Consider the following 12234-nt stretch of genomic DNA (forward strand, 5'->3'; position numbering starts at 1 on the left):
TCGCATCGTGCGTGCTCGGGATACGCCCTGTTCGCCGATGGGAGAATCGTCCGGTGACCGACGCACCGACCACCTCCCTGCCCGCTTCGCACCCGCTCGTCTCGGGGCGCACGGCGGGTTCGCCGCTCGTCCGGGCACTGCGCGGCGACCGGCCGGAGACGCTGCCGGTCTGGTTCATGCGCCAGGCGGGGCGGTCCCTGCCCGAGTACCGAGAGCTCCGCGTCGGCACGGCCATGCTCGACGCCTGCCTCGACCCCGCGATGGCGTCCGAGATCACGCTGCAGCCGGTGCGCCGGCACGGGGTCGACGCGGGCATCTTCTTCAGCGACATCGTCGTGCCGATCAAGCTCGCGGGCGTCGACGTCGAGATCGTCCCCGGTCGCGGTCCGGTGCTCGGCTCCCCGATCCGCTCGGCGGCGGACGTCGAGGCGCTCGAAGCGCTCGACCCGGCGGCGCTCGCCCCGATCAGCGCCGCCGTCGCACGGACGGTCGAACAGCTCGGGGACACCCCGCTGATCGGGTTCGCCGGGGCACCGTTCACCCTCGCCGCGTACCTCGTCGAGGGCGGCCCGTCGAAGGACCACATCCGCGCCCGCACGCTCATGCACGCCGAGCCGGAGACCTGGTCGCGGCTGCTCGGCTGGGCGGCCGAGGTGTCGGGGGCGTTCCTCCGCGCCCAGGTGCTCGCCGGGGCCTCCGCCGTGCAGCTCTTCGACTCGTGGGTGGGGTCGCTCTCCCGCGCCGACTACGTGCAGTCCGTCGCCCCGCACTCGGCGGCGGCGCTCGCCCACGTCGCCGACCTCGACGTGCCGCGCATCCACTTCGGCGTCGGCAGCGGTGAGGTCCTGCACGACATGACGACGTTCGGCACCGACACCGTCGGCGTCGACGCGGTGGGGGTCGACTGGCGACTGCCGCTCGACGAGGCCGTCCGCCGCGTCGGCACGGGTGTCACCCTGCAGGGCAACATCGACCCGGCGATGCTGTCGGCGCCGTGGCCGGTCCTCGAGGCGCACGTGCGCGACGTGGTCCGCCGTGGTGGGGAGGCACGCGCGCACGTCGTGAACCTCGGGCACGGGGTGCCGCCGGAGACCGACCCGACGGTGCTCACCCGGATCGTGGAGCTGGTCCACGGACTCGGTGACGGCACCGGCGCCGCGGACGCCTCGCACGGCGCGGACGGGCTCCCCGGAGCCGCCGCGTGACCGACGTGGTCGTGGTCGGCGGCGGGGTCGCCGGCCTCGTCGCCGCCAGGGACCTGGCGAAGGGCGGCGCGCACGTGGTGCTCGTCGAGGGCTCCGGCGTGCTCGGTGGGATGGTCCGCCGGCACACCGTCGCCGGTCTCGACCTGGACATGGCGGCGGACTCGTTCGCCACGCGGAACGACGCCGTGGGTCGGCTGGCGATCGAGCTCGGTCTCGGCAACGACATCACGACGCCGGACCCGCGGGGCGCCTGGCTGATGACCCGCGACGGCGGTGTCCACCCGATCCCGCAGACCGGCCTGCTCGGCATCCCCGGCTCCCCGATGGCGGCGGACGTGCTGGCCGTCGTCGGGCAGAAGGCGGCGTTCCGCGCGCAGATGGACTCCCTCCTGCCCTCCGTCGTCGGCGCGAAGGCCACCTCGCTCGGCGAGCTCGTCCGGAAGCGGATGGGGGAGCGGGTCCTCGACGACCTGGTCGTGCCGATCGTCGCCGGCGTGCACTCGACGCACCCCGATCACCTCGACCCAGACCGCGTCGCACCCGGGCTGCGGGCGGCGCTCCTCCGCGACGGCTCCCTCGCGCGGGCGGTCCTCGCGCTCCGTGCCCGGGCCACCGCCGGCTCGGCCGTGCAGGGAATCCGCGGCGGGATCGTCCGGCTCGTGGACGAACTCGTCGCCGACCTGGACACGTACCGGGTCGACGTCCGGCTGCACACGCGGGCGACGGCGATCGAGCAGCACGCGGTCGAGGTCGTCACCGCGGACGGCGAGACCGAACGGCTCCCCGCCGAGCACGTCCTCGCGTCGACGCCGGACCCGACCCGCACCACCCCGGCGTCGCGGACGGGCATCGAGCTCGTGACGCTCGTGGTCGACCAGCCCGGGCTCGACGCCGCTCCGCGCGGGACGGGGATGCTCGTGCACCCCGATGCCAGCAGCGTCGCGGCGAAGGCGATCACGCACGCCACCGTGAAGTGGCCGTGGCTCGCCGAGGCGGCCGCCGGCCGACACGTCCTGCGACTCAGCTACCGGGCGGACGCGAGCGACGGGGCGGACACCGCCACCAGCCTCCCGGTCGACCCCGCGGATGCCACCGGGACCCGCGCCACCCGCGATGCGTCCGCCCTGCTGGGCGTCCCGATCACCCCGGGCGACGTCGTCGGTGCTGCCCGGGTCCGCTGGAACGGCCCGGACGCGACCGCGGCCGGTCTGGCCGAGGGGGTCGTCGGGATCGGCGAGGCGTCATCGGGTCGGGGTCTGGCCGGGATCGTGTCGGCGTCACGCGCTGCTGCTGGACGCATCCTGGATTCCTGAGCGGACCGCACCGGGGCGGAGGGCTACTGTTGCAGGAACGCCGGACGTATTCCGTTCGGCGCATGACCACCGCACACTGACCCAACGGAGGAATCGCACATGCGAGGCAAGCTCCTGTTCGTCGCCGGCGCCGCACTCGGGTACGTCCTGGGATCGCGAGCCGGACGGGCGCGGTACGAGCAGATCAAGACCGTCAGCGGCAAGATCTGGAACAGCAACGGCGTCCAGAAGGGCGTCCACGTCGCCGAGGACTTCATCGCCGACAAGACCCCGGACGTCGCCGAGTTCGTCGGTGAGCAGACGAAGAAGGTCGTCCGCAAGGTCGGGCAGAAGAAGGACAGCGAGACCTCATGACGGACACCCGCGACCGCAAGCCGCGTTCGCTGTTCGGCCTGGTCGGTGACGTCCCCAAGCTCGTCAAGGAGCTGGTGACCGGTGAACTGAACCTGCTCAAGGCCGAGATGCTGACGAAGGCGAAGATCTTCGGTCTCGCCGCAGGGCTGCTCGTGGGCGCGCTCGTCATCGTCCTGTACGCGATCGGCGTGCTGCTGACCGCGGCCGTGATGGGTCTGGCGACGGTGATGCCCGCGTGGCTCGCCGCGCTCGTCATCGCCGTGGTGATGCTCATCATCGCCGGCATCCTCGGGCTCGTCGGTTGGAAGCGCTTCAAGAAGGGCCTCCCGCTCACGCCGAAGCGCACGATCGACAGCGTCAAGAACGACGTCAACGCGGTGAAGGGCCTCGGCAAGAAGCCGACCCCGCCGACCCAGTACGGCTCCCGCAAGCCGGACGTCGGCGGCCGTTTCTAGACGCCGGCGGTCGCTCCGTGCGACCGGCGAACCCATCACCTCCGGAGGAACCACGTGACCGATCAGCACGACGACCTGGCCGACCGCGTCGCGGCGACCCGAGCCCAGCTGTTCGACACCCTCGACGCGATCGAGGACAAGCTCAACGTGCCGAAGCAGATCGGCATCGCGGCGGCGAAGGTCAAGCGTGGGATCGACCAGAAGCCGGTGCCGTACCTGGCCGGGCTCGCAGCGGGCGTGGCGGTGGTCGGGGGTATCGTCGTGACGGTGCTCCGACGGCGGTAGACCGCCCGATCGGTGGTCGCCGGTGAGGAGTGCGAACTCCCTCGGCAGAGGGGGTCGAAGTCTTTCCCCTGGCAACCGATAGGACAATGGATTCCATGAGCTCCACCGCGCCGTCCACACCCGCGCCGGCACCCGTCCACGAGACGGACCCGTCCTCCGGCATCGACCCGAACCTGCTGACCGCGTACGCGCTCTGGGCGGTGTTCCGCCGGCCGCTCGGTCCGATCCACCGCGTCGGCGACGACGCCGTGGCCGAGCTCGACGCAGTGGTCGCCGCCGCTGCCGAGCGCGGCGTGACCATCCGCGGGTTCTACGACGTCTCCGGCTTCCGCGCCGACGCCGACGTCATGATCTGGCTGCACGGCGACGACGCGCAGGCCATCCAGGCCGTGCTGCGCGAGGTGCGTCGTACGGGCCTCTTCCAGGACGCCGAACCGGTGTGGCACGCGATGGCGATGCACCGCGAAGCCGAGTTCAACAAGCGGCACACCCCCGCCTTCCTGCGCGGCAAGGACCCCGAGGCGTGGATCACGGTCTACCCGTTCGTCCGCTCCTACGAGTGGTACCTGCTGCCCGAGGAAGAGCGCTCGACGATGCTCCGCGACCACGGTGTCGCCGGCGCGAAGTACCGCCGCGTCCTGACGAACACGATCGCCACCTTCGCGCTGAGCGACTACGAGTGGATCCTGCCGCTCGAGAGCCCGGACCTGGTGGACCTCGTCGACCTGATGCGCGACCTGCGCTACACCGAGGCGCGCATGCACGTGCGCGAAGAGGTCCCCTTCTTCACCGGTCGTCGGGTGACGACCGCCGAACTGCCGGAGGTGCTGTCGTGACCGACACCAGCCAGATCACGAACGGCCAGCTCGTCCTCGCCGCCACGGCCGCCGCCGCGTCGGGGCCGGAGCACGTCGAGGTCCCGACCGCGTACGACGCGATCCTGCTCGCCGGTTTCGGCGGCCCCGAGGGCCAGGACGACGTCATCCCGTTCCTCCGCAACGTCACGCGGGGCCGCGGCATCCCGGACGAGCGGCTTGAAGAGGTCGCCCACCACTACCGCCACTTCGGCGGCGTGAGCCCGATCAACGCGCAGAACCGCGCGCTGAAGGCCGCGCTCCAGACCGAGCTGGCCTCGCGCGGCATCGACATGCCCGTGCTGTGGGGCAACCGCAACTGGGAGCCCTACCTCGAGACGGCCTTCACCGAGGCCGCCGACAAGGGCTACAACAAGCTCATCGCGATCGCCACGAGCGCGTACTCGTCGTTCTCGAGCTGCCGGCAGTACCGCGAGGACTACGCCCGTGTCCTCGACGAGACGGGCCTGATCGACACCATCCAGATCGACAAGGTGCGCCAGTTCTTCGACCACCCGGGGTTCGTCCGTCCGTTCATCGACGGCGTCCGTGACGGCCTGGCGACGGCCATCGCCGAGAACGACGGTCTCGACGTGGCGACCGAGCTGCAGGTCCTCTTCTCGACGCACTCGATCCCCTCGACGGACGCTGCCAAGTCCGGTCCGGACTACCGCGGCTTCGACGAGCACGGCGCGTACGAGGCCCAGCACGAGGCCGTCGCCCAGGTCGTCCTCGACCAGGCGTGGGCCGAGCTCCTCGAACAGCCGGAGCACGCGGCACTGCAGGGCACGTCGAAGCCGGCGTGGAAGCTCGTCTACCAGTCGCGCTCCGGCCCCCCGTCGCAGCCGTGGCTCGAGCCCGACATCAACGACTACATGAACGAGGACCTCAAGGGCGGCCCGACCCGCGCGGTGCTCATCGTCCCGCTCGGCTTCGTCAGCGACCACATGGAGGTCATGTGGGACCTCGACGAAGAGGCCACCGAGACCGCCGGTGAGCTCGGCTTCTGGTCCCTCCGCACGCAGACGCCGGGCGTCGACCCGGCGTACGTCGCCGGCCTGGTGGACCTCGTGCTCGAGCGGGTCAACGGCACCCCGACGGCCGAGCGTCCGCACATGACCGACATCGGCCCCTGGTACGACGTGTGCCGCCCGGGTTGCTGCGAGAACGTGCGTGCCGGGTTCAAGCCCGCCGCGGCCGGACTGGCACCGTGACCGACGCGTCGAGCACGCCCGCACCGATCCGGCTCGGCACCCGTGCCAGCCGGCTCGCCGTGGCGCAGTCGCAGGACGTCGCCGACCGCCTCGCGAAGGCCTCGGGACGCACGGTCGAGCTCGTCACGGTGACCAGCGAGGGCGACACGAACCGTGCATCGCTCGCGAGCCTCGGCGGGACGGGCGTGTTCGCCAGCGCGCTGCGCGAAGCCCTCGTCGCGGGCGAGGTCGACGTCCTCGTGCACTCCCTCAAGGACCTGCCGACCGCGCCGTACCCGGGGCTCACGATCTCCGCGGTGCCGAAGCGCGCCGACGCCCGTGACGTCCTGGTCGCCCGGAACGCCGCGACCATCGACACCCTCCCCGAGGGCGCCAAGGTCGGCACGGGGTCGCCCCGTCGCGTCGCGCAGCTCAAGGCGAAGCGCCCCGACCTCGACGTGGTCGACATCCGCGGGAACATCGACACGCGCCTCGGACGGGTGGACGACGACCTCGACGCGGTCGTCCTCGCCGCCGCCGGCCTCGGCAGGATCGACCGGCTGGGCGCGGCCACCGAGATGCTGGACCTCGGCTTCTGGCCGAGTGCGCCGGGTCAGGGGGCGCTCGCGATCGAGACCCGTGCGGACGAGACGGACCGGAACCTGCTCGCGGCACTGAAGAAGATCGAGCACGCGCCCACCCGGCTCACGGTGTCAGCCGAGCGCGAGGTGCTCGCGAAGCTCGAGGCCGGCTGCTCCGCCCCGATCGGCGCCACGGCCATCGTCGACGCGGAGATGCTGCTCGTCTCCGCCACGGTCTACCGGCCCGACGGCTCCGAGTACCGCACCGCCTCCCACGCGGCCGTGCTCGACGGTTCCGCGCAGGACCGCCTCGACGAGGCGCTCGAGGTCGGCGGCCGCGTGGCCGAGGAACTCCTCGAGAACGGCGCAGCGGACCTCGCCGACCTGGCCACCTCGGTCGCCGAGGACACGACGGACGGCCCGCACACGGCCGGCCCCGGTCTGGCCACCCCGGCGGAGTAGGACGGTCACCACGGACCCGATCACCGACCGCGCGGAAAAAACGGCACGGGCTGCCGGGGCGCGAGCCGCCGGGGCCCGACCCGCGGTCGTCCTCGTTCCGCGGGGCGGCGCGTGGGGTGACCGGGTCGCGGCGGCCGCGCGGGAGCGCGGCCTCGACCCGGTGGTCGTCCCGCTCATCGCGGACGCTCCGCCCGCGGACCCCTCGGCACTCGACGCCGCGGTCCGTCGTCTGGTCGCCTCCGCACCGGCCGGGAGGCGCGACTCGCCACCCGCCGTCGGTGACGGAACCCCCATGGCCGGTTATGCGTGGTTGGTGGTGACCAGTGCGACGGCGGTGCGCGTGATCACGGAACGGGTGACGCGCCTCCCGTCCGACCTGCGCGTGGCAGCGGTCGGCGAGCCGACCGCCCTGGCCGCGCACGAGGCGGGCTGGGTCGTCGACCTCGTCCCCGCCGACGCATCGGCGGCGGCGCTGGCAGCCGCCCTGCCGGACACCGACGGCACCGTCCTGTTCCCCCGCTCCGACCTCGCCGCCCCGACCCTCGTCGGCGCGTTGCGCGCACGCGGCATCGACGTCGACGACGTCGTCGCGTACCGTACCGTGGGGACCGGCGACGAGCCGATCACCCTCGATCCCCCGCCCGACGCCGTGCTCGTGACGAGCGGCAGCGTCGCCCGTCAGGTGGTGCGCCGGATGGCCCCGCTCGACCCCCGCACCGCGGTGGCGTGCATCGGCCCCGGAACCGCGGCCGAGGCCCGCGCCGCCGGACTGCCCGTGCACGTGGTCGCACGCTCCCGATCCGCTGCAGCCCTGCTCGACGCCGTCGTCGAGTCCCTCGACCCATCCGTCCCCGAACAGGAAGGCCAACCGTGACCGGCCGCTTCCCCCAGGTCCGCCCCCGTCGACTCCGCGCCACCCCCGCGATGCGACGCCTCGTCGCCGAGACCCGGCTGCACCCCGCCGAGCTCGTGCTGCCGATGTTCATCCGCGAAGGGGCGACCGACGCCGTCGACATCTCGAGCATGCCGGGCGTCCAGCAGCACTCGCTCGACTCGTTCCGTCGGGCGCTCGGCGACGCCGCGGCCCAGGGCATCGGGGGCGTGAACCTGTTCGGTGTCCCGACGTCGAAGGACGCCGAGGGGTCCGGTGCGACCGACCCGGACGGCATCCTCAACGTCGCCATCCGGATCGCGAAGGAAGAGGTCGGCGACGCACTCGTCGTGCAGGCGGACCTCTGTCTCGACGAGTTCACCGACCACGGCCACTGCGGCGTCCTCGCAGCCGACGGCTCGGTCGACAACGACGCGACCCTGCTGCGGTACCGGGACATGGCCGTCGTGCAGGCCGAGGCGGGGGCCGAACTCGTCTGCATGAGCGGGATGATGGACGGCCAGATCGCCGCCGCCCGCGACGCGCTCGACGGCGCCGGGCACACCGGCACCGCGCTGCTCGCGTACGCCGCGAAGTACGCCTCCGCGTTCTACGGCCCCTTCCGCGAAGCGGTGTCGTCCTCGCTCGTCGGTGACCGCCGCACGTACCAGATCGATGCGGCGAACGGTCGTCAGGGGCTCCGCGAGGTCGCGCTCGACATCGAGGAGGGCGCCGACGTCGTCATGGTGAAGCCGGCGATGAGCTACCTCGACGTCCTCGCCGAGACCGCGGCGACCTCGCCGGTGCCGGTGTGGGCCTACCAGATCTCGGGGGAGTACGCGATGATCACGGCAGCCGCGCAGAACGGGTGGATCGACCGTGACGCCGCGGCGATGGAGTCGCTCGTCGGCATCAAGCGTGCCGGCGCCGACGCGATCCTGACCTACTTCGCGGTCGACATCGCACGGAAGCTCAACGACGAAGCGGGACTCCGCACCTCCGGCAGCACGGCGGGCGTCGCCGGCATCGCCTCGACCGGGAAGGCCCCCGAATGACCACCACGGCAGCAGCCTCCACCAACGGCCAGCTCTTCAGCCGGGCGAAGAACAGCATCCCCGGTGGGGTGAACTCGCCGGTCCGCGCCTACGGGTCCGTCGGCGGGACGCCCCGGTTCCTCACGTCGGCGAAGGGTGCGTACGTCACCGACGCCGAAGGCCGCGAGTACGTCGACCTCGTCGCGTCCTGGGGTCCCGCGATCCTCGGGCACGCACACCCCGGCACGGTCGAGGCCGTGCAGCAGGCGGCCGCGCGCGGACTGTCGTTCGGGGCGTCCACCCCAGGTGAGACCGAGCTCGCCGAACTCGTCAAGCAGCGGGTGTCGGTGGACGGCGACGGTCCGATCGAGAAGATCCGCATGGTCTCCACCGGCACCGAGGCGACGATGACCGCGATCCGCCTCGCCCGCGGCTACACCGGCCGGGACCTCCTCGTGAAGTTCGCCGGGCACTACCACGGTCACTCCGACTCCCTGCTCGCCGAGGCCGGATCGGGCGTCGCCACCCTGGCACTCCCCGGCAGCGCGGGCATCACGGCCGAGACCGCCGCGCAGACCCTGGTGCTGCCCTACAACGACCTCGACGCCGTCCGTCGCGCGTTCGACGAGCACTCCGAGCGCATCGCCGCCGTGATCGTCGAGGCCGCCGCCGCGAACATGGGCGTCCTCGCGCCGGACCGCGGGTTCAACCGGACCCTCGCGCAGATCACCCAGTCGCACGGTGCGCTGCTCATCGTCGACGAGGTCCTCACCGGGTTCCGCGTCGGTTCCGCCGGCTGGTGGGGACTCGAGGCGTCGAAGGTCGTCCCCGACGGCGCCGGCTGGAAGCCCGACCTCGTCACGTTCGGCAAGGTCATCGGCGGCGGCATGCCGCTCGCCGCGCTCGGCGGTCGCCGCGAGGTGATGGACTTCCTCGCGCCGCTCGGCCCCGTCTACCAGGCCGGCACGCTGTCCGGGAACCCGCTCGCGGTCGCCGCGGGCATCGCGACGCTCCGGGCCGCGACCGCCGACGTCTACGCGCACCTCGACCGCACCGCGGCGACGATCGCGACCGCCACCAGCGAGGCGCTCGCTGCCGAGGGCGTCGCCCACACCGTGCAGCACGCCGGGAACCTGTTCTCCTTCGCGTTCACGGAGACCGCCCCCCGGAACTACGACGACGTCCGGGCGCAGGAGGCCTTCCGCTACGCGCCGTTCTTCCACGCGATGCTCGACGCCGGGGTGACCCTGCCGCCGAGCGTGTTCGAGGCGTGGTTCGTCACGGCCGCCCACGACGACCGTGCCGTCGGACGCGTGCTCGACGCGCTGCCGGCCGCGGCGAAGGCGGCGGCAGCGGCGTCGGAGTGAGCGCGGCGGAGCCGGGCTGGGCCGTGCGCCCGCCCGGCTCCGTTCCCGTTCCCGGTTCCGGTTCCGTTCCCGGCTCCGGTTCCGTTCCCGGTTCCGATCACGTCAGGAGCAGTCGGCCTTCGTGAACGTCACGTCGAGCGTCTTCGAGGAGCCGTCGAACGCGTAGGTGTACCGCATGTCCACGTCGTCGTCGAGGAGGTCCTTCGTCGACTTCGTCGAGCAGAGCGTCGGGCCGACCGCGTCGCGGACCGCTGCGGTGGTGATCGACGCCGGGTCCACGGAGTCCGAGACCGTGTAGTCGTAGTGGATCGCGGAGCCCTCGGCCTCGATGCCGGTCCAGGTCGTCACGGAGTCGACCTGCTTCGGGAGGTCGCTCTGCTCCCGGATCTGCTCGACCGCCTTCGACACCTTGTCCTCGGTGGAGCCACCGAACACCCCGCTGATCGCCTGGCGGACCAGGAACGCGACGACCACGGCGACGACGATGCCGACGAGGCTGATCAGCACGCGCTTGACGCGGGACTGCTTCGGCGGCGGCGCGTACGGCATGCCGGCGGGCGCGAACTGACCGTCGGGCTGGGGCTGCACGAACGGCTGAGCGCCCTGCTGCCCGCCCTGCTGCCTGCCCTGCTGCTGGTCGGGTCCGGAGCCCGGGTACGGCGGCGGCGTGTTGGTCATGGTGGTTCCCCCTCGTTGCGGTCCGCGGCGGGCACCGGTGTGCGGTGCCGGAGCCCTCCCCCGACACGCGCCGCGGACACCTGGCGCGCGCCATTCAACCAGGTTCCCGCTCCCGCCGCGGCACCCGCGGCGGCGCGCGCTGACGTGGCTACGCGGGCTCGGGCTCGGTCGGGACGGATGTCACGTACTCGCGCGACAGCGTCCGGTACGACCGGGTGGCGAAGGCGACCGCCGCCGCGATGATCATCACGATGCCGGCGAACAGGAACACGACGGCGATGCCCCGTGCCTCGCCCGTGCCGAGGAGCGGTTCCCACGCGGCGGCTCCGGAGTCGGAGCGCAGCGTCGGGATGATCCAGAACTCCGCGAGCGGGGCGATGAGGAACGCGGTGATCGGCGCCGCCGCCGACTCGAACGCCTGGGCGAACCCGAACGCCCGGCCCTGGCGCTCGAACGGCACGACCTTCTGGATGACGGTCTGTTCCGCCGCCTCGACCGCCGGGATGAGCACGAGGTACAGGAAGATGCCGACGGCGTAGAGCCACCACCACTCGCGGATGGTGAAGAGGCTGCCGAGCGCGCCCATCACCATCACGAGGAACAGCATCGTCCGGATCGGGTTCCGGCCGAGCCCGAACTTCGCGATGAGCAGCCCGCCGACGATGAACCCCGTCGAGGCCACCCCGAAGACGATGCCCCACACCTCGACCGAGAACAGCGTGAGGCCGTACGGGTCCATGAGCGCCATGTAGACGCCGCCGATGAGGTTGTTGAACGACGAGAAGACGATGAGCGCGAACAGCGCAGGGACGGCTCGGACGGTCCGGAGGCTGCCGGCGAGGTCGAACACGCGCACCCGTCCGGGTTCGCGCGCGGGTTGCGACTCGGGGATCCGGATCGTCAGCAGGTGCACGAAGGCCACGGCGGTGAGTGCGAGGGCGATGAGCAGGGTGCCGCCCATGCCGAGCAGTCCGATGGCCAGGCCCGAGAACACGCTCGTCACGATGAACGCGACGCCCTGCACGGTGCCGACCAGGCCGTTCGCATTGGCGTGGCGTTCCACGGGGACCAGGAGCGTCACGGTGGTCGAGAGCGCGACGTTGCGGAGGTTCTCCACCACGGACCCGGCGAGGATCACCGCCGCGAACACCCAGAACCACGGGCGTCCGAGGTCGGCGATCTCGTCCTGTCCCGCGGACAGGTAGATGACCCCGGCGATCGTGAACGCGACGAGGGTGACCACGCCGGAGAGCACCATCGCGCGGTGCTTGCGGTGCCGGTCGACGATCGAGCCGAACAGGATGCCGAAGAAGGCGACGAACAGCATGTACGTGCCGCCGATGATGCCGGTGGCCAGCACGGAGCGGGTCTCGAGGTACGCCCAGAAGGTCAGCCCGAACCACAGGAAGCTGGTCGTGATGTTCGCCACGGCGGTGTTGACGAGGACCTGGTGGAAGGCGCGCAGCTGGTGGGCTCGCGCCCGATCGGCGCGCAGCCGATCGGCGTCCGGCGCCGCGCCGGTCTCGGTCGTCTCCGCTTCGGTCACGGGCCGAGGATAGCCCGCCTGAAGGTCCGTACAGAA

13 protein-coding genes are annotated in these 12234 nt (G+C 72.2%); 11 read left to right on the forward strand and 2 right to left on the reverse strand.

Annotated features, from left to right (window positions below):
• Positions 1-53: 53 nt before the first annotated feature.
• The 11 genes from hemE to hemL all read left to right on the forward strand — a co-directional run bounded on the left by hemE (position 54) and on the right by hemL (position 9974).
• Entirely contained in the window at positions 54-1205 is a 1152-nt protein-coding gene (hemE, locus tag DEJ28_RS00565; protein WP_111116659.1) for a uroporphyrinogen decarboxylase, read from the forward strand.
• Positions 1202-2518: a protoporphyrinogen/coproporphyrinogen oxidase gene (locus tag DEJ28_RS00570; RefSeq protein ID WP_258368171.1), complete on the forward strand. Its 1317-nt coding sequence runs from the start codon at positions 1202-1204 to the stop codon at positions 2516-2518. The genes hemE and DEJ28_RS00570 overlap by 4 nt, the downstream gene beginning before the upstream one ends.
• A gap of 99 nt (positions 2519-2617) precedes the next feature.
• A complete protein-coding gene (locus DEJ28_RS00575) occupies positions 2618-2872 on the forward strand; it encodes a hypothetical protein (RefSeq protein ID WP_111116660.1) in 255 nt (84 codons plus the stop codon).
• Entirely contained in the window at positions 2869-3327 is a 459-nt protein-coding gene (locus DEJ28_RS00580; RefSeq protein WP_111116661.1) for a phage holin family protein, read from the forward strand. Before DEJ28_RS00575 ends, DEJ28_RS00580 begins: the two co-directional genes overlap by 4 nt.
• A 54-nt stretch (positions 3328-3381) precedes the next feature.
• Positions 3382-3612, forward strand: a complete 231-nt coding sequence (locus DEJ28_RS00585) for a DUF3618 domain-containing protein (protein WP_111116662.1) — start codon at positions 3382-3384, stop codon at positions 3610-3612.
• 95 nt (positions 3613-3707) lie between these two features.
• Positions 3708-4448: a hydrogen peroxide-dependent heme synthase gene (hemQ, locus tag DEJ28_RS00590; protein ID WP_258368172.1), complete on the forward strand. Its 741-nt coding sequence runs from the start codon at positions 3708-3710 to the stop codon at positions 4446-4448.
• Positions 4445-5680 (forward strand): ferrochelatase, encoded by a 1236-nt coding sequence (locus DEJ28_RS00595; RefSeq protein WP_111116663.1) that lies wholly within the window; start codon positions 4445-4447, stop codon positions 5678-5680. The genes hemQ and DEJ28_RS00595 overlap by 4 nt, the downstream gene beginning before the upstream one ends.
• Positions 5677-6702, forward strand: coding sequence for a hydroxymethylbilane synthase (gene hemC, locus DEJ28_RS00600; protein WP_111116664.1), 1026 nt, complete (start codon positions 5677-5679; stop codon positions 6700-6702). Before DEJ28_RS00595 ends, hemC begins: the two co-directional genes overlap by 4 nt.
• A gap of 19 nt (positions 6703-6721) precedes the next feature.
• The gene (locus tag DEJ28_RS00605; RefSeq protein ID WP_111116665.1) at positions 6722-7576 is read left to right on the forward strand and encodes a uroporphyrinogen-III synthase; all 855 of its coding nucleotides are present in this window, start codon (positions 6722-6724) and stop codon (positions 7574-7576) included.
• Entirely contained in the window at positions 7573-8628 is a 1056-nt protein-coding gene (gene hemB, locus DEJ28_RS00610) for a porphobilinogen synthase (RefSeq protein WP_502866937.1), read from the forward strand. Before DEJ28_RS00605 ends, hemB begins: the two co-directional genes overlap by 4 nt.
• A complete protein-coding gene (gene hemL, locus DEJ28_RS00615; RefSeq protein ID WP_111116666.1) occupies positions 8625-9974 on the forward strand; it encodes a glutamate-1-semialdehyde 2,1-aminomutase in 1350 nt (449 codons plus the stop codon). Before hemB ends, hemL begins: the two co-directional genes overlap by 4 nt.
• 102 nt (positions 9975-10076) lie before the next feature.
• Here the strand turns inward: hemL and DEJ28_RS00620 are convergent, their stop codons facing one another.
• Together DEJ28_RS00620 and DEJ28_RS00625 are read right to left on the reverse strand one after the other, a co-directional pair.
• Entirely contained in the window at positions 10077-10652 is a 576-nt protein-coding gene (locus DEJ28_RS00620) for a hypothetical protein (protein WP_111116667.1), read from the reverse strand.
• A gap of 148 nt (positions 10653-10800) precedes the next feature.
• On the reverse strand, positions 10801-12198 hold the full coding sequence (locus tag DEJ28_RS00625; protein ID WP_502866938.1) for an MFS transporter: 1398 nt from the start codon (positions 12196-12198) through the stop codon (positions 10801-10803).
• Positions 12199-12234 lie beyond the last annotated feature (36 nt).

This window comes from Curtobacterium sp. MCPF17_002 (assembly GCF_003234115.2).
In the GTDB taxonomy this organism is placed as follows: domain Bacteria; phylum Actinomycetota; class Actinomycetes; order Actinomycetales; family Microbacteriaceae; genus Curtobacterium.

Excerpts from the sequence above, each read along its gene's own strand:
- DEJ28_RS00575 (WP_111116660.1), top strand. The coding sequence starts at position 2,618 with ATGCGAGGCAAGCTCCTGTTCGTCGCCGGCGCCGCACTCGGGTACGTC.
- DEJ28_RS00580 (WP_111116661.1), top strand. The coding sequence starts at position 2,869 with ATGACGGACACCCGCGACCGCAAGCCGCGTTCGCTGTTCGGCCTGGTC.
- hemQ (WP_258368172.1), top strand. The coding sequence starts at position 3,708 with ATGAGCTCCACCGCGCCGTCCACACCCGCGCCGGCACCCGTCCACGAG.
- hemL (WP_111116666.1), top strand. The coding sequence starts at position 8,625 with ATGACCACCACGGCAGCAGCCTCCACCAACGGCCAGCTCTTCAGCCGG.
- DEJ28_RS00620 (WP_111116667.1), bottom strand. The coding sequence starts at position 10,652 with ATGACCAACACGCCGCCGCCGTACCCGGGCTCCGGACCCGACCAGCAG.